Consider the following 16,140-nt stretch of genomic DNA (forward strand, 5'->3'; position numbering starts at 1 on the left):
GTCGACCCCATCACATATAGTCACCACAGCACATGACATATAGCCATTATGTCTCAGGCCGCTTCACCCCATACGCATAAGAACAATAGCCCCAGGGCAACGGAAAAATACAATAATGAAAGATAACAGCTCCCCGACCAGTACCGGTTTTTTGCTCAAAACCCTCACCGCCTCAATGTTGGCCATTACGCTGACTGGCTGCCTCAGTAGCGGCGGCGGCAGTGATGATGAGGCCACGCCAGACCCTCTCGCGGTGACTACCACCGAGGGTGATGTCAAAGGCGTCACTATTGAAGGCATGCGCGTGTTCCGGGGCATCCCGTACGCCGCAGCGCCAGTAGGCGAGCTGCGTTTTGCTCCGACAGCGCCAGCGCCAGAACGCGACGAAACCCTTGAACTGAGCGATGAGTTCGGCAGCATGTGCCCCCAGACCAACATCACCACCGGTGCAGCCCAAGGTGAGGAAGACTGCCTCTATCTGAACGTCTACACCCCCGGCGAGGCGGCTGACCTGCCCGTCATGGTGTGGATCCACGGCGGCGCCTTTGTGTTCGGCAACGGTGGCGGTGAGTACGACCCCACCCGCTTGGTAGCCGAAGACGTAATTGTGGTGACATTGAACTACCGCCTGGGCAACCTCGGCTTCCTGGCTCACCCCGACCTGGGCAACGGCGACGGCAACTTTGGCCTGATGGACCAGCAGCAGGCGCTACGCTGGGTCAAGGAAAACATCGAGGCGTTTGGCGGCGACCCGGCCAAGGTCACCGTGTTTGGCGAATCCGCTGGCGGTCACAGCATCATGAGCCACATCGTATCGCCCAGCGCCCAGGCCGAAGACCTGTTCCAGCGCGCTATTATTCAGAGCGGATCCTACGCGCCGGATCAAGCGCCATTGGCCGCTGCACAGGCTGGTGGGCTTGCCGTCGAGGCTGCCGCCCGCGCCGCAGGCGAGACCTGTGACGACCTGACTGCAGCTGAGTGCTTCCGCGCGCTCAGCGTGAGCCAGATTCTGGCCCTGCAGGGTAGCCAGAGCATCCCCACCAACGGCGGCACCTTTTTACCCCGCTCCATTCGCGTGGGTGTTGCTACAGGCCAGTATGACAACAACCTCGACATTCTGATGGGCAGTAACCAGGACGAAGGCACGCTGTTTGTCGCGCTGGACGAGTTGACCAACAGCCTCACCTCGCTCGACGCCATGGGCGTCGAGGAGTACCGCGACCGGGTGCATGCACTCTTTGCGCCCTACCTAGCGGTCATTCCCTACAACACCCGCCAGATTGCCGATGATTATATGGCTCGCTACGACGGCAACCCGAGTCAGCTGTCACTCGCGCTATCTGCGGTCTGGACCGATTACATGTTTGCCTGCAACAGTAAGAACCAGGCCGCCACCTTCGCCGCCAACAACCTGGATACCTTCCAATACTGGTTCCGCGACACCAATGCACCCTGGACGCTGATCCCGCCCGCCGTGCCGGTACCCGGTATTGGTAATGTACCCATCAGCTTCCCGCAGGGTGCCAGTCATGCCAGCGAAATCCCCTACGTGCTCTACCCCGAGCAACTGATGCGCGGCCGCTACAAGGGTACCGACGAGGCAGTAGATACTCTGGCCGCCGAGATGGTGACCTACTGGACCCAGTTCGCCAAATACGGTGATCCGAACGCCAGCGATGGCGCCACCACCACTTGGCCACAAGCCGGCGACAGTCAGGTAATGCAACTGAATGCGCCAGCCACCAGCACCGCTACCAAGGCCGATTTTGAGGCCTACCACTGGTGCGACTACTGGGCCAATCCGCCGCTTTCACTGCCCACGCTGTAAGCACCGGCCTGCAATAGGCTAACTGCTCAGCAAGAAAAAACCCGGCATCGTCAGTCTGATGCCGGGTTTTTTCTACAGCTGAAACCGCCGCAAGAATCAACGAATCACGGTTCAACGCGCTCAGCACTACCCTCCGGCCTGGGCAATACCGCCAAAAAGTTATCCCGCGCCACCTTGTGGGCGACCTCCTCCGGCAAGGCATCCAGAAACACATCAAAGCCGTGCATATACTTGCCGATGCTATCGAACCGCCCTACCACGTCCGAACCAATCATGAAGCGATCGGGATACTCCTCCACCAGCTTTACCCACCCGGCATTCGGTTTGCCCTCCTCATCCAGCAAATAGGGCTCGCGGACGGTCCACGACAGGTCGATATAGAGGTTCGCGTAAGCCTTGAGCATGCGCTGCAGAGTCGGCAGCAAAAATTCCAGCTTGGTCTGGTGCCGGTGAATCTCCATGCTGGTGCCCGCGTGTGCCCAGATGAAACGAACGCGCGGATGATTACGCAGCGGCTCTTCCACTTCCTGCAGATACAGAGGGTTGCGCTCGCGCTGTGAGGTGATGTTGCTGTGCACCATGACCGGTAAATCGTATTCAGCAGCCAGCGTGTAGACCCGGTCCATGGCATCGCTATTGGCACGCGGCGGCTCGCCATGAATCAGCGCGGTCAGGTCGTCATGCCGCGTGAATACCTCGCCTATACCCTGCCAGAGCCCGGGATACAGCTCCAGCATGCGCCGGATATGCGCGTCGGAGTTTTTGTCGTTGGGATTGAATCCGGAGAGGAACGGGTGAAAGCGGTGGCGCTGATCCGTCGGCAACTGCTTGTAAGCCTCTGCTACCAGCACGTCGGTTGCGGTGAACCAGTAAGCGCTGCCATCGTCGCCTGCATAATAACGCGGCCGCTTGGGCTCGTTTTCGCTCCATTTCTTGGCCACCGGAATGCCCGACAGCATGACATGCTCTACCCGCTTCTCATCCATCTGTTCGATCAGCGCCGGCATGCCGGCAGACTCTTGAAAAAAGTCGACGTAGTGCAGATGAGCATCGGTGTAGGTGTAATCGCGCGCCAGCAGCGGCATCGACAGACAGCACGCCAGCAAACCGCAGACAATCCGTAATGGGGGCAAGGTTCAGCTCCTGTTTGGTCTGTCTGATAGACCCTTGCCCCTGTCCGGGAGTTCAGTCGGTCGCGTCTCAGGCGCCCTGCTCGGTACTCTCCTGCTCTTTCTTGCGCTTGGACTTGTTGCCCATACGCACACCAATATCCATCAGAAACTGCATATAGCCTTCCTGATCCTTGATCACGTCTTTCCAGAACGGCGAGTGATACATCGCCATCGCGCCATGCACCAGCGCCCAGGCCGCGGAATAGTGAAAGTAGGCAGGCACATCTTCCAGCTTGCCCTCATCGATCCGTGTCTGGATCACCCCGGTCAGGTGATTGAAGTTGGAGCCGCGAATGGCGTGCAACTCCTCGACCAGAGCGGGTAGCTGATTGGCCTTGACCACCTTCTCTTCCAGTCGGTCGAAGAGACGGTAGCGTTCCGGATCGCTCATGCGGAAAGCGAAATACTCGCGAGACAAAGCTTCCTGATTACGCTCAATGTCCTTGGAGTGCAGCAATTCGGCCAGGTCACGCTCGTAATCCAGCATCAGCCGCAAGTAGATCTCAGCCTTGGATTTGAAATGCTTGTAAATAGTGCCCTTACCGATGCCAACCTCATCGGCGATCATCTCTACGGTGACGCTGTCTTCTCCTTGCTCAAGAAACAGACGCAACGCGCTATCCAGGATTTCCTGCTCCCGACGACGAAATTCGCGAACTTTACGTGACTCTTTCTGCATTAAGGCACCTGAGACTCAAACTGAAAATGTTTCCCATTATGCCAACTCGATGACCAGATGCCCATATTTGATTAAAAGCTGACCCATGGGTTCAGACCTGTCCCAATGTGCCTATTTTCTGGCTTGTGTTACAGAGGGCCTGCGGGGGCGATTCTCCGTACTCCATTTTGTCCGATATGTCGTGTTGTACCAGATCAGCGATCCGGCGTGACTTAAGCGGTTGGCAGCCACTATGCTGACAGGCAAAGGAGGCCCCATGAACACACCGCAATCCTGGCAACACGAATTCCCGCTCGACCCAAGCGTCTGTTATCTGAATCACGCCGCCGTAGCGCCCTGGCCCCAGCGGGCAGTCGAGGCAGTCACTCACTTTGCGCAGGAGAATGCCCGACAAGGCGCGCGTGATTACCCGCGCTGGGCAAGGCAGGAAAAACACCTGCGCAGTCAGTTGCAGCAACTGCTGAACGCACCCTCCAGTGACGACATCGCCTTGGTGAAAAACACCTCCGAAGCGCTGTCTTTCGTTGCCCAGGGTATCAATTGGCAAGCCGGCGACCAGATCATTACCAGCGATCAGGAATTTCCGTCCAATCGCATTCCCTGGCAGGCGTTGAGCGAACACGGCGTCAGCTTGCAGCAAGTTGCGCTCAACTGCGCCGATCCAGAACAGGCCTTGATCGACGCCATGGGCCCGCGCACCCGACTACTGACGATCAGCTCGGTGCAATACGCCAGCGGTCTGAAAATGGATCTGGTACGCCTGGGCGCGGCCTGCCGTGAGCGCGGGATACTATTCTGTGTTGACGCGATTCAATCGCTTGGTGCACTACCGTTCGACGTCCAGGCCATCGACTGCGACTTCGCCATGGCCGATGGGCATAAGTGGCTATTGGGCCCGGAGGGCCTGGGCGTCTTCTATTGCCGGGCCGCAGCGCGCGATCAGCTGCGCCTGACTCAGCACGGTTGGCACATGGTGGAGGCGATGGGCAACTACGACCTGACAGACTGGTCACCCGCCAGATCGGCTCGCCGATTTGAGGCAGGCAGCCCCAACACCCTGGCGCAGCAGGCGCTATCGGCGAGCCTGGAAGTACTGCTGGAGGTAGGCATGGAGCAAGTGGCAACACTGCTGCACCAGCGCATCAGCTACTTGATAAACCAACTTGAACAACTGCCCGGCGTACGTCTGCTTAGCCCAAAGACCGCAGACCGACAGGCTGGCATAGTGAGCTTTGCCATCGACGGAGTGGACCACGCCGCCCTGTACCGTGAGCTGATGCAGGCGGGGGTGGTCTGTGCGCAGCGCGGAGGCGGCATTCGCTGGTCACCACATTTCTACACCGGGGAAGCTACACTGGATCAGGCGCTGTGCCATCTGCGAACGCTGGTGACGGCACAGCGGAGTAAAAGCGCTTCACGATAAGGCGCCGCGCACGTATTCCAAATCAGTTTATAAAAACCTGCGTTAACGCTGGAAAGCCGGGGGATTTCAACAATACTCAAGCTATCAGATCGGCATCTCCCCCAAGTGCCGGGCTGAGCTGACAGGTTCTACCCTGTCTCAGTATCACTCCTAATGGTCTTAACCCGAACTCATCCCCCAGAGTTCGGGTTTTTTTTGCGCGCAGAGAAGCAGCCCAGCACGTCAGACCAAACGCCTCAGCGCTGCGTGAGGGGGAACAGGCGATGGAAGTTATCGCTGGTTTGCTGCCATAGCGTCGCCACAGACACACCGCGCAATTCGGCCAGGAAGGATGCTACCTCGCAGACAAACTGCGGCTCGTTCGGTTTTCCGCGATGCGGGACCGGCGCGAGATAGGGGGAGTCTGTCTCGACCAGCAGACGATCAACCGGCACCTGCCTGGCAACCTCGCGCAAGGCGTCGGCGTTGCGGAAGGTTACGATGCCGGATAACGAGATGTAGTAGCCCATATCCAGCGCAGCACGGGCCATAGCCCAGTCTTCGGTAAAGCAGTGCAATACCCCGGCATTGGCCAGATCGGCCTCGCGCAGCAGCGCCAGGGTATCGGCGCGCGCCGCGCGGGTGTGTATCACCACCGGCTTGCCCGTTTGCTTGGCCGCCTGCAGATGCACCTCAAACGAGGCTTTCTGCTGCTCGGCCAGCTCAGGCTCATAATGATAGTCCAGCCCGGTTTCGCCGATGGCCACGGTGCGCTCATGCTGCAGCGCTGTCAGCAGCCAGTCCAGCTCGGTTTCGGCACTGTCCTTCAAGTCCAGCGGATGCACGCCCACACTGCAGAACACGTCGGCATACCGTTCGGCCAGCGCTTGCACAATGGGCGCATTGGTGGCGTCAACGCCAATACACAGAAACTTGCCTACACCTCGGGCCCGCGCCGCATCCAGTGCTGCGTCGAGGGAGCCGTTGTAGGGAGTGAGATCAAGGCGATCAAGATGGCAGTGCGAATCTATGAGCATGAATTACATTGTGTGCGTGGGACGGTCGGATTTGAGAGCGCCGGCCAGATAGGTTTCGATCTTGCTGCGCGCGGTGTTGTCCTGGTCGCTGAACTGCACGCCAATACCCGCCGCACGGTTACCCTGGGCCCCTTTGGGCGTCACCCAGATAACCTTGCCAGCCACCGGAATCTTCTCCGGCTCTTCCATCAGGTTGAGCAGCATGAAAACCTCATCGCCCAGACGATAGGCCTTGTTGGTCGGAATAAACAGGCCACCGTGCTTCACGAACGGCATGTAGGCCGCGTACAGAACCGACTTGTCCTTGATCGTCAGCGACAGAATACCGTTGCGCGGACCAGGTGCGGTTGGATTGTTCATCGCTCTATCCTTGTTAGAAGCGTAATACGACTATCAGGTTAACGCCTTTGCAGCAGATTTTTCCACTGCACCAACGCCTTTTCCAGAAAGAGTACTCGATTCAGGTTGGCTTTGCTGGCAAATAGCCGGCGATGCTCAAGCAGCCAATCCTGCCAGGCGAGCAACCGCTGCACCTCCAGTTTCTGCGCCATGTAGCCCAGCACCTTTTCCATATCAGCGCTGGTGGCGTGGTCAACGGCGCCCTGTTGCAGCTTGAGCAGATCCAATGTCCAGGCACAGAACCAGTCGAGCAGGAGTTCGATGGGCACTGCATTCCATTGCTCGGCCAGCCGCGACGGTGCCACCTGCCCCTTGAGCAGCGCCTTGATACCCTCAACTACCTTTTCGCGCTGCGCCAGTGCGTCCTGCTGGGCCAGCGTCAACGCCAGCAAAGGCGCGCCACCGGCCATCTGCAGCAACAGCGCGCACTCTTCGCGGGAACGCTCACCACCCTGCTCCGTCAACCAGGCCAATGCCTCGGTGCCGGCGGGCAGGCCCAGCGGCTGCACTCGGCAACGACTGCGAACAGTCGGCAGCAGTCGGCTGGGCTGATCGCTGATCAATAACAGATAGGTTTGCGCGGAGGGCTCTTCCAGCGACTTCAACAGCGCGTTGGCGGCGTTTACGTTCATCGCTTCCGCCGGTTGCAGTACGACTACCTTGCGACCACCCTGTTGCGCGGTCTGGGAAATAAAATCTACCAGCTGACGCACCGCGTCCACGCGAATCGCCTTGCCCTCCTCCTCCGGCTCAAGCAGCAACAGGTCGGGGTGGCTCCCGGCAAGCCGCAGGTGACAACTGCGGCACTGATCGCAGGCGAACCCATGCTCCGGCGCGTCGCACATGAGAAAGGCGGCGAAAGCGCTGGCAAAGCGCCGCTTACCGCCACCGGGCTGGCCGCTGAACAGATAAGCATGGGCAACATCCTGCTGCGCTGTCAGCTGCTGCCAGATCGGCTGATGCCAAGGCGCAGGCCGGGTATCCAGATCAAGCACGCCACTGCTCCAGAATCCAATGTACCGCCGGTTGCAATGCGGCCTGCACGTCCGCCAGCGCGCCGCTGCCGTCAATCACCCGATAACGCTCGGGGGCCTGTGCTGCCCGGCTGAGATAGATGTTACGCACAGCGTCAAAAAAAGCGCGCTCTTCCTGCTCGAAACGATCAAGTGCGCTGCGCGCCTTGGCGCGGGCAAGGCCAACGTCTACCGGCACGTCGAACAGGAGCGTCAGGTCAGGCCGCAGCTTGCCCTGCACCCAGCTCTCAAGTACCGCAATACGCTCTGGATCAATACCACGCCCGCCGCCCTGGTAAGCATAGGTTGCATCGGTGAAGCGATCGCTTATCACGATTCGGCCGGCAGCCAACGCTGGGCGAATCACTTGGTTAAGGTGCTGAGCACGGGCAGCAAACATCAGCAATAGCTCCGCATCGTCGTCCATCTGCTCATCGTGATTGGCCAGCAACAGCCCTCGAATCTGCTCGGCAATCGGGGTGCCGCCAGGCTCACGGGTAAGCAGCGGATCGGCACCAGCCGCTCGCAGGGCTTCGGCTAGGTACTGCAAATTGGTCGACTTGCCCGCGCCCTCGGGACCCTCGAAGGTAACGAATAGCCCGCTCATTCGGCGCTCTCCTGATCGGCTGCAGCCGGCGCGGGGGATGAACGATAGTCAGCCCGGCGGCGCATCTGATACTCGCGTACCGCGCGATTGTGCTCAGCCAGACTGTTGGAGAACACGTGCGAACCATCTCCTTTGGCCACAAAGTAGAGGCTCTTGCCCGGCTTTGGATTAACCGCAGCTAACAGTGCTTCCCGGCCGGGCATCGCAATAGGCGTCGGCGGCAAGCCGTCGATGATGTAGGTGTTGTAATCAGAGGGCTGAGTCAGATGGCGGCGCGTAATATTGCCTTTGTAGTCAGCGCCCAGACCATAGATAACCGTCGGGTCTGTCTGCAACTTCATACCCAAGCGCAAACGACGGGTAAACACCCCCGCGATTTCGGGGCGCTCACTGGGCACACCGGTTTCACGCTCGACTATTGAGGCCATAATCAATGCCTCGTAAGGCGTGTCAAACGGCAGATCCTCGGCGCGCCCTGCCCAGGCATCGGCCAACTGCTGCTCCATGCGCTGGTAGGAACGCAGCAGCAGATCACGGTCGCTCATGCCCAGGGTGTACTGATAGGTATCCGGGAAGAAACGCCCTTCAGGGTGTACCCCCGACAGCTCAAGCGCATCCATTACCTGAGCATCACTCCAGTCTTCCGGCAATGTCTGCTGCAAGCGTTCGGCCTGGCGCAACGCAGCGCGCACCTGCGCAAAGTTCCAACCCTCCACCAGCGTCAGGTGGCGCTGCAGCACGTCACCGCGCTCCAATAGGTGCAGCAACTCGGCAGCGGTCATCGCTGGCTGCAGTGCATACTCGCCGACGTGCAACACCGCGCCTTCCATCTGCCATTGCCAGTAGCGCCGCAACCAGACGCTGTTCTCCAGTACCTGCTCACGCTCCAACTCGGCAAAGATACCCGCCGGTGTGCTGCCTGGTGGTACCTCGAGGGTTCGAGACTCCTCCAACTGCAAACGCTGATGCAGCGCAGTTTGCAGCGTGAGAAACCCCCACAGGCCACCCCCCAGCACTAAAAGAGTAGAAACCACGAATAAGAAAGCGAGGATCTTGCCAAGAATTTTCACGAATAAGCCTGTTTTGCCGAGGTCTGCATCTGACGAGTGCGCACACCAACCGGCCATTGCCGATCAGCCAGCCGCACCACTGGCCAGACACCAAATAAACTGTTGCAGCACATCACTTCATCAGCCGCCAGTAGTTCAGGATAACTGACCTGCCGGACCTGTGCCGGTTCACCCTGCTCTTGCAGCGCCGCAATCAGCCAGTCGCGCATTACGCCCTGCACACCGCACTGAGTCAACTCAGGCGTAATCCAGGCGCCATCGGCATAAAAGAACAGATTGCTCATGGTGCACTCAATCGGACGCCCCTGCTGATCGCACACCAAGCCTTCAGCAAACTCGCGGCCTTCCCACTCACTGCGGGCCAGTACCTGCTCCAGGCGGTTCAGATGCTTGATGCCCGCCAACAAGGGTTGCTGGGCCAAACGCGTACTGCAGGCGTAAAGGCGGATACCTTCCGCGGCATGCGCTTCAGGGTAGGCTGGCAGGGGTGCCGCCGAGATGATGCGATTGGGTTCGCTATGCTGCGGTATGGCATAGCCACGCTGCCCGCTACCGCGGGTGAAGATCAATTTGAGCACGCCGTCGCCAAGCCGCCTGGCAGCAGAACTCAGCTCATCTGCCAGATCATGCGGTAGCGGCAACCTCAGCGCCTGACAGCCGCGCTGCAAACGCTGCAGGTGCAACCCGAGCAGTGGCGCTGTGCCCGCCACGACCCGCAGGGTTTCAAACAAGCCGTCACCGTAGGCCAGGCCGCGATCAGTCAGGGGCACCTGATCGGCTTCCCGACCATTTACCAGCGTGAAGCGGCTTGCCCCGGTCATGGCGGCGTCAGCCCTCATTCACAACGACGGAAAACCAGACTGCCGTTGGTACCACCAAACCCGAACGAGTTGGACAGCGTCACGTTCAGTGCGCGCTGTTGCGCACTGTGGGCAACATAGTTGAGGTCGCAGCCCTCATCCGGGTTGTCGAGGTTAATGGTGGGTGGGGCGACCTGATCACGCAGCGCCAGCACGCTGAACACCGCTTCGACCGCACCGGCGGCGCCCAGCAGGTGCCCGGTCATGGACTTGGTGGAACTGATCGCCAGTTGCTGTGCGTGCTCACCAAACACGGCTTTCACCGCGCGGGTTTCAGCCAGGTCACCCGCCGGTGTAGAGGTGCCGTGGGCGTTGATGTAATCCACTTCATCCGGGTTGAGCCTGGCGTCCTTGAGCGCATTGGCCATGCACTTGGCCCCGCCGCGACCATCTTCCGGTGGCGCCGTCATGTGATAAGCATCGCCGCTCATGCCAAACCCGACCAGCTCGGCATAGATGTTCGCCCCGCGCGCCTTGGCGTGCTCGTACTCCTCCAGCACCATGGCGCCGGCGCCGTCGGACAGTACAAAGCCGTCTCTATCCTTATCCCAGGGGCGGCTGGCGCCCTGCGGGTCGTCATTACGCGTGCTCATCGCACGGGCAGCACTGAAACCACCAAGACCCAAACCACTGGTAGCCATTTCGGAGCCACCGGCGACCATCACGTCTGCTTCACCGTAGGCAATATTGCGCGCAGCCATGCCGATGCTGTGCGTGCCGGTTGTGCATGCGGTGGTCATCGCATAGTTGGGGCCTTGCAGACCGTATTGAATCGACAGATAACCGGCGACCATGTTGATGATCGAACCCGGAACAAAAAACGGAGAGATGCGACGCGGCCCGCTGTTCAGCAGCTGTTCGCAATTTTTTTCGATATTGGTGAGACCGCCGATACCCGAGCCCATTACTACACCAATACGATCGCGGTTTTCGTCAGATACTTCGATGCCCGAGTCCTTGATCGATTGAATGCAGGCAGCCAGGCCGTACTGAATGAACAAATCGAGCTTGCGCGCCTCTTTCGCCGCCATGTACAACTCGACGTCAAAGTCCCGAATGGACCCGCCAATGCGCGTATTGAAGGCACTGACATCCATGTGCTCGATGGTGGCAATACCACTTTTGCCAGCCAGGGCGGCCTGCCAACTGCTCTCTACCGTATTACCCAAGGGTGACAGCATACCCAGACCGGTTACCACGACGCGTCTGCGCGACACAGCGAACTCCTTATTCAACTCTTATAGCAACGACAGCCAGACAAAGCCTCTGCCGCGAACCTGCCATATTGTCGGCGCAAACGCGCCGCCCAGCAATACACTAGAACGACGCCAGCGTATCAGCATGATTCAGACATACAAAAAAGCCGCAGCTACTTGAGAGCACTGCGGCTTTTTTGGGACCTTTCAGCAGACTACGTGATTACTTCTGGTTTGAATTCACGTAGTTGATTGCTTCCTGGACGGTAGTGATCTTCTCGGCTTCTTCATCCGGAATCTCGGTCTCGAATTCTTCTTCGAGCGCCATTACCAGCTCCACGGTGTCCAGGGAGTCAGCGCCAAGATCTTCAACAAAAGAAGCGCTGTTGGTCACTTCTTCTTCTTTGACGCCGAGCTGTTCGGCAACGATTTTCTTGACGCGTTCTTCGATGGTACTCATACCTTGTTCTCACTCCTATTTGCAGTTCCGAGAAGCCGGACTGCGGGTAGTTTATAGAAACAAATTGCTTGGTTTCAAGCGCGAATCGTTCCTATCGTAAAGGGTGCAAAGCCTGCGGGGCCTGTACCCGGCAAAAAGTCATGCAAAAACATCATTCTAGCCGAGGTGGATAGCACCTCAGCTCATGTACATGCCGCCATTTACCGGCAACGTTGCACCGGTAATGTAGCCTGCCGACTCACTGGCAAGAAATCCTACTGCGGCTGCAATTTCATCTGCCTGCCCCAAACGGCCAAGCGGAATCTGCTCCAGCATCACGTCACGCTGGCTGTCATTAAGCGCACGCGTCATGTCTGTGTCAATAAAACCCGGTGCAACCGCGTTCACAGTAATAGCACGCGAGCCCACTTCGCGCGCCAATGCGCGAGTAAAACCTTCCATGCCGGCCTTGGCCGCAGCATAGTTGGACTGGCCGGCGTTACCCATGCCGCCCACCACCGAACTGATGTTGATGATACGCCCCCAACGGCCCTTGGTCATACCTCGCAGCACCGCCTTGGACAGGCGGTAAACCGAGCCTAGGTTGGTATTCAGTACATCGTCCCACTCATTGTCTTTCATGCGCATGAGCAGGTTATCGGCGGTAATACCCGCATTGTTCACCAGAATCGCCGGAGCACCGTAGGTATCGGTAATACTGCCCAAGACCGCGGCAACTGACTCGGGATCACGCACATCCAACTTCATTCCGGTGCCCTGATAACCGGCCTCAGCCAGCTTGTCGGCAATCGCCTGCGCACCCTGGTCACTGGTCGCAGTACCCACAACGATGGCACCCTGCGCAGCCAGTGTATGGGCGATAGCCTGGCCGATACCGCGGCTCGCGCCGGTCACCAGCGCTACTTTTCCTGCAAGAGTCATATCAAATTCCTTATGCAAAGCGTTCGCTGAACGCGGCAAAACCAGAAACACTGTCCAGACTGTGATTGGCAACGGCCTTGGCACAGCGCTTGTTAAGACCACCCAGAACCTTGCCCGGACCGCACTCGACCAGGTCAGTAACACCCTGCTCAGCCATGTAAACCACCGTCTCAACCCAGCGAACCGGACTGTAAAGTTGCTCGACTAGCAACTGCCGCAGATCGGCAACATCGGCTGCCGGACGCGCACTGACGTTCTGCACCAGCGTAATGGCCGGCACCTGCCAATCAATGGCGGCGAAATCAGCGGAAAGCTGCTCTGCTGCAGGCTGCATCAACGCGCAGTGTGAAGGCACGCTTACCGGCAAGGCAATCGCCCGCTTGGCACCCGCCGCCTTGCAGGCATCAATGGCGCGCTCCACAGCAGCAGCCTGACCGGCAATAACCACCTGCCCCGGGGCGTTGAAGTTTACCGCGCTGACCACCTCACCTTGAGAAGCAGCGGCGCACAGCTCGATAATCTGGTCATCCTCCAGCCCCAGTATCGCCGCCATGGCGCCCTGCCCTGCAGGCACGGCCTGCTGCATCAGCTGGCCACGGCGCTCGACCAAGCGCACCGCATCGGCGAAGCTCAACACCTCGGCCGCGACCAGCGCCGAATACTCACCCAGACTGTGACCTGCTACAAAACCGGGACGCACGGCACTGGTTTGGCACCACAGGCGCCACAACGCGACGGAGGCAGTCAGAATGGCTGGCTGCGTTCGATCAGTGCGATTCAGGTCCGCCTCCGGGCCATTCTGGGTCAATGCCCACAGGTCATAACCGAGCGCCTCTGACGCTTCACCGAAGGTATCCTTGATCACCGCGTGCTGCTCAGCCAGCTCACCCAGCATGCCAACGGCTTGCGAGCCCTGACCGGGGAATACGAAGCCAAGGGAATTAGTCATACCATCTTCCTGTTATCGAATGAATGAGGAGAGTCTAGACACATGATTGTGACAATGGAATTTGGATGCGTCTTGCACCGCCGAGGTCACAGCCCTCATCGCGCCGCCCTCAGCTGATCGGCAATTCGCGCCGGAAGATTGGCCTCACAAGCCTTCACCGCCTTGCCGATAGCCGCCAGCAAAGCCTCTTCGCCGGCACCACCATGACTTTTGATCACCACCGAACGCAAGCCCAGCAGACTGGCACCATTGTGGCGATCAGGGTCGTTGCGCTGCCGCATGGGCTTGAGCGAACGCCGAACCCAGGGCGACATCCAGCGCAGCAAGCGACTGGCCTGCAGGGCATCACGCATTTCCGACTGCAGATAGCTGGCAACACCCTCGCTCGCCTTGAGCAGCACATTACCAACAAAGCCGTCACACACCACCACATCGGCTTCACCGCGAAACAGCCCATCGCCCTCAACATGGCCGACGTAATTGAGGCGCTCACTGGCAGCCAGCAAGGCCGCCGCCGCGCGCACCTCGCGCGTGCCCTTGTTCACCTCGTGACCGATATTCAGCAAACCGACGCGAGGGCTGGAGTTGCCGGTCAACTGCGTAACCGCAGCCGAACCCATAAGAGCAAATTCAAGTAAGTGCTCGGCCGAGCAATCAACGTTCGCCCCCAGATCCAGCACATGGCAATCATGTCCGGCGACCGGCAGCGCCGCCATTATGGCTGGCCGCTGTACACCTTCGAGCATGCCAACAACGGATCGCGCCAGTACCATAAGCGCGCCGGTGTTGCCTGCACTCAGACAACCATCAGCGCGCCCATCACGTACCAACTCCAAGGCTACTCGCATAGAAGCATCCGGTTTGCCGCGCAACACGCGAGCAGGCGGATCATCGGCCAGAATTTGCTCGCTGGCAGGGAGCAGAGTAATTCGATCAGCGGGATAACGGGCAGCGGCAAGCAGCGGCTTGATAGCATCCGCAGAGCCAACCAGAATCAAATGCAGGGAGGGGTATAGCGCGAGGCTGCGAAGCGCAGCGGGGATAATGCAACGGGGACCGAAGTCCCCGCCCATCACATCAATCGCCAGGCGAATTGACGTGGACAAAACTTATTCGTCGTTGTCCTTGTTTACAACCTGACGACCACGGTAGAAACCGTCAGGAGAAACGTGGTGACGAAGATGAGTTTCGCCAGTGGTCTTGTCTACTGACAAGGCAGCGGAGGACAACGCATCGTGTGAACGACGCATGCCGCGTGCGGAACGGGACTTTTTGTTCTGCTGAACAGCCATGACTAATAAGCTCCTAAGCTCAGGTATCGCGTTTTAACTTGGCCAGCACGCTGAAAGGATTAGGCTTCTCAGACTTTTCCTCCAGCTCCGCCGTCTCAGGGCGATACCCTGGCGGATGCTGACATGTTTCCTGCGGGTGCATCGGAACTGCAGGCAAGGCCAGAAGCAGTTCGTCTTCGATCAGAGAAATCAGATCGAGCGGTTCTTCACCCACAATAACCGGTTCATAAAGACGGGGCAGCTGTTTGGCAGCCTCATCACTTTCGACAAAACCTACATCACACTCGCTGTCGAGCGGCACAATAACCTGCTCGAGGCAACGCTGGCAGATCAGCGGCGCATTGGTCTGATAGTGACCATGCATGGTGCCGATCCCCTGCTCGTCGCGGGCAAAATGCAGTTCAACCTGCACATCATCTGCGGGAGCCGCCAACACCGCCGCCAAACGCTGCATGCTATCCGCCTTTACCACGCCTTTCAGGGTGATTTGGCGATCAACAAGCCGTGCCGGCTCAATGTATGAGGGTATGGTTCCAGACATAAGCGCGCAATTCTAGGGATCAGCGCCCCATCTGTCAAAACTATTTGCAGGCAGAATCACTATTAGCGACCGACTCGCCAACCTCCGCACGCCAAGGCTAAGATGCCACCCAGTTAAAATCGGAGAAACCCCCATGCCGGCACTGATCCTGGCGTCCAGCTCCAGCTACCGCAAAACCCTGCTGCAGCGGCTGCACCTGCCATTCCAATGCGCCTCACCGGACATTGATGAAACACCCTCTGTCAACGAGCCACCAGAGCAGCTGACGCAGCGCCTCGCCCTGCAAAAGGCACAAAGCCTGCAGCAGGCCTTCCCCCAGCATCTGATAATCGGCTCGGATCAGGTGGTATTACTGGACGGCCAGCCGGTGAGCAAACCCGGCAGCCATCTCGAAGCCACCCGCCAGCTCAGAGCAAGCAGCGGTCAGACCCTGACCTTCTCGACGGCGCTCTGCCTATTGAACAGCGCCAGCGGCAACTACCAACTCATCGTGGAACCCTACCGCGTCACCTTTCGACAACTGGATGACGCGCAGATCGAGCGCTACCTCAGCCGCGAAAAACCCTACGACTGCGCCGGCAGCTTCAAGTCTGAAGGTTTTGGTATCAGCCTGGTGCACAGCATGCAGGGTGACGACCCCAATAGCCTGATCGGCCTGCCGCTGATCAAGCTATGCGACATGCTCGCCAAGGAAGGTATTTACCTACCCTGAGC

The 16,140-nt window shown here is 58.9% G+C and carries 18 protein-coding genes; 3 read left to right on the forward strand and 15 right to left on the reverse strand.

Annotation, left to right across the window (positions count from 1 at the left end; genetic code table 11):
- Positions 1-115: 115 nt before the first annotated feature.
- Positions 116-1,828 carry a carboxylesterase/lipase family protein gene (locus BLU26_RS04910; RefSeq protein ID WP_092284396.1) on the forward strand — a complete coding sequence of 571 codons (1,713 nt, stop codon included), beginning with the start codon at positions 116-118 and terminating at the stop codon, positions 1,826-1,828.
- 104 nt (positions 1,829-1,932) lie between these two features.
- On the opposite strand, the gene BLU26_RS04915 is transcribed toward BLU26_RS04910, so the two are convergent.
- Positions 1,933-2,913, reverse strand: coding sequence for an amidohydrolase family protein (locus tag BLU26_RS04915; RefSeq protein WP_092284398.1), 981 nt, complete (start codon positions 2,911-2,913; stop codon positions 1,933-1,935).
- Positions 2,914-3,028: 115 nt separating this feature from the next.
- Positions 3,029-3,679 (reverse strand): TetR/AcrR family transcriptional regulator, encoded by a 651-nt coding sequence (locus BLU26_RS04920; RefSeq protein ID WP_092284400.1) that lies wholly within the window; start codon positions 3,677-3,679, stop codon positions 3,029-3,031.
- Between the two features lie 256 nt (positions 3,680-3,935).
- Here BLU26_RS04920 and BLU26_RS04925 point away from each other — a divergent pair, with 256 nt between their 5' ends.
- A complete protein-coding gene (locus BLU26_RS04925) occupies positions 3,936-5,102 on the forward strand; it encodes an aminotransferase class V-fold PLP-dependent enzyme (protein ID WP_092284402.1) in 1,167 nt (388 codons plus the stop codon).
- Between the two features lie 236 nt (positions 5,103-5,338).
- Here BLU26_RS04925 and BLU26_RS04930 read toward each other — a convergent pair whose 3' ends face one another.
- The 13 genes from BLU26_RS04930 to BLU26_RS04990 form a co-directional block, all read right to left on the reverse strand.
- Positions 5,339-6,118 (reverse strand): TatD family hydrolase, encoded by a 780-nt coding sequence (locus tag BLU26_RS04930; RefSeq protein ID WP_092284404.1) that lies wholly within the window; start codon positions 6,116-6,118, stop codon positions 5,339-5,341.
- A gap of 3 nt (positions 6,119-6,121) precedes the next feature.
- On the reverse strand, positions 6,122-6,478 hold the full coding sequence (locus BLU26_RS04935; protein WP_092284406.1) for a PilZ domain-containing protein: 357 nt from the start codon (positions 6,476-6,478) through the stop codon (positions 6,122-6,124).
- A gap of 38 nt (positions 6,479-6,516) precedes the next feature.
- The gene (locus BLU26_RS04940) at positions 6,517-7,512 is read right to left on the reverse strand and encodes a DNA polymerase III subunit delta' (RefSeq protein WP_231702005.1); all 996 of its coding nucleotides are present in this window, start codon (positions 7,510-7,512) and stop codon (positions 6,517-6,519) included.
- Positions 7,505-8,137 carry a dTMP kinase gene (gene tmk / locus BLU26_RS04945; protein ID WP_092284408.1) on the reverse strand — a complete coding sequence of 211 codons (633 nt, stop codon included), beginning with the start codon at positions 8,135-8,137 and terminating at the stop codon, positions 7,505-7,507. The genes BLU26_RS04940 and tmk overlap by 8 nt, the downstream gene beginning before the upstream one ends.
- Positions 8,134-9,201: an endolytic transglycosylase MltG gene (mltG, locus tag BLU26_RS04950; protein ID WP_231702043.1), complete on the reverse strand. Its 1,068-nt coding sequence runs from the start codon at positions 9,199-9,201 to the stop codon at positions 8,134-8,136. The genes tmk and mltG overlap by 4 nt, the downstream gene beginning before the upstream one ends.
- Before the next feature lie 2 nt (positions 9,202-9,203).
- Positions 9,204-10,028, reverse strand: coding sequence for an aminodeoxychorismate lyase (gene pabC / locus BLU26_RS04955; protein ID WP_092284412.1), 825 nt, complete (start codon positions 10,026-10,028; stop codon positions 9,204-9,206).
- A 14-nt stretch (positions 10,029-10,042) separates the two neighbouring features.
- On the reverse strand, positions 10,043-11,284 hold the full coding sequence (gene fabF / locus BLU26_RS04960; protein WP_092284415.1) for a beta-ketoacyl-ACP synthase II: 1,242 nt from the start codon (positions 11,282-11,284) through the stop codon (positions 10,043-10,045).
- Positions 11,285-11,486: 202 nt separating this feature from the next.
- A complete protein-coding gene (acpP, locus tag BLU26_RS04965; RefSeq protein ID WP_092284417.1) occupies positions 11,487-11,723 on the reverse strand; it encodes an acyl carrier protein in 237 nt (78 codons plus the stop codon).
- Between the two features lie 177 nt (positions 11,724-11,900).
- The gene (fabG, locus tag BLU26_RS04970; RefSeq protein ID WP_092284419.1) at positions 11,901-12,644 is read right to left on the reverse strand and encodes a 3-oxoacyl-ACP reductase FabG; all 744 of its coding nucleotides are present in this window, start codon (positions 12,642-12,644) and stop codon (positions 11,901-11,903) included.
- Positions 12,645-12,654: 10 nt separating this feature from the next.
- On the reverse strand, positions 12,655-13,593 hold the full coding sequence (fabD, locus tag BLU26_RS04975; protein WP_092284421.1) for an ACP S-malonyltransferase: 939 nt from the start codon (positions 13,591-13,593) through the stop codon (positions 12,655-12,657).
- A gap of 95 nt (positions 13,594-13,688) precedes the next feature.
- Positions 13,689-14,666, reverse strand: coding sequence for a phosphate acyltransferase PlsX (gene plsX, locus BLU26_RS04980; RefSeq protein ID WP_231702044.1), 978 nt, complete (start codon positions 14,664-14,666; stop codon positions 13,689-13,691).
- Positions 14,667-14,702: 36 nt separating this feature from the next.
- A complete protein-coding gene (gene rpmF / locus BLU26_RS04985; protein ID WP_065335934.1) occupies positions 14,703-14,885 on the reverse strand; it encodes a 50S ribosomal protein L32 in 183 nt (60 codons plus the stop codon).
- Between the two features lie 19 nt (positions 14,886-14,904).
- Positions 14,905-15,339: a YceD family protein gene (locus BLU26_RS04990; RefSeq protein ID WP_157719303.1), complete on the reverse strand. Its 435-nt coding sequence runs from the start codon at positions 15,337-15,339 to the stop codon at positions 14,905-14,907.
- Positions 15,340-15,559: 220 nt separating this feature from the next.
- On the opposite strand from BLU26_RS04990, the gene BLU26_RS04995 reads away from it, so the two are divergent.
- On the forward strand, positions 15,560-16,138 hold the full coding sequence (locus BLU26_RS04995; RefSeq protein WP_092284427.1) for a Maf family protein: 579 nt from the start codon (positions 15,560-15,562) through the stop codon (positions 16,136-16,138).
- Positions 16,139-16,140: the final 2 nt, after the last annotated feature.

Origin of the sequence: Halopseudomonas sabulinigri (assembly GCF_900105255.1) — a bacterium.
Taxonomy (GTDB): domain Bacteria; phylum Pseudomonadota; class Gammaproteobacteria; order Pseudomonadales; family Pseudomonadaceae; genus Halopseudomonas; species Halopseudomonas sabulinigri.

Excerpts from the sequence above, each read along its gene's own strand:
- BLU26_RS04910 (WP_092284396.1), top strand. The coding sequence starts at position 116 with ATGAAAGATAACAGCTCCCCGACCAGTACCGGTTTTTTGCTCAAAACC.
- BLU26_RS04915 (WP_092284398.1), bottom strand. The coding sequence starts at position 2,913 with ATGCCGCTGCTGGCGCGCGATTACACCTACACCGATGCTCATCTGCAC.
- BLU26_RS04920 (WP_092284400.1), bottom strand. The coding sequence starts at position 3,679 with ATGCAGAAAGAGTCACGTAAAGTTCGCGAATTTCGTCGTCGGGAGCAG.
- BLU26_RS04925 (WP_092284402.1), top strand. The coding sequence starts at position 3,936 with ATGAACACACCGCAATCCTGGCAACACGAATTCCCGCTCGACCCAAGC.
- BLU26_RS04930 (WP_092284404.1), bottom strand. The coding sequence starts at position 6,118 with ATGCTCATAGATTCGCACTGCCATCTTGATCGCCTTGATCTCACTCCC.
- BLU26_RS04935 (WP_092284406.1), bottom strand. The coding sequence starts at position 6,478 with ATGAACAATCCAACCGCACCTGGTCCGCGCAACGGTATTCTGTCGCTG.
- tmk (WP_092284408.1), bottom strand. The coding sequence starts at position 8,137 with ATGAGCGGGCTATTCGTTACCTTCGAGGGTCCCGAGGGCGCGGGCAAG.
- pabC (WP_092284412.1), bottom strand. The coding sequence starts at position 10,028 with ATGACCGGGGCAAGCCGCTTCACGCTGGTAAATGGTCGGGAAGCCGAT.
- acpP (WP_092284417.1), bottom strand. The coding sequence starts at position 11,723 with ATGAGTACCATCGAAGAACGCGTCAAGAAAATCGTTGCCGAACAGCTC.
- fabG (WP_092284419.1), bottom strand. The coding sequence starts at position 12,644 with ATGACTCTTGCAGGAAAAGTAGCGCTGGTGACCGGCGCGAGCCGCGGT.
- fabD (WP_092284421.1), bottom strand. The coding sequence starts at position 13,593 with ATGACTAATTCCCTTGGCTTCGTATTCCCCGGTCAGGGCTCGCAAGCC.
- plsX (WP_231702044.1), bottom strand. The coding sequence starts at position 14,666 with ATGGGCGGGGACTTCGGTCCCCGTTGCATTATCCCCGCTGCGCTTCGC.
- rpmF (WP_065335934.1), bottom strand. The coding sequence starts at position 14,885 with ATGGCTGTTCAGCAGAACAAAAAGTCCCGTTCCGCACGCGGCATGCGT.
- BLU26_RS04990 (WP_157719303.1), bottom strand. The coding sequence starts at position 15,339 with ATGCAGCGTTTGGCGGCGGTGTTGGCGGCTCCCGCAGATGATGTGCAG.
- BLU26_RS04995 (WP_092284427.1), top strand. The coding sequence starts at position 15,560 with ATGCCGGCACTGATCCTGGCGTCCAGCTCCAGCTACCGCAAAACCCTG.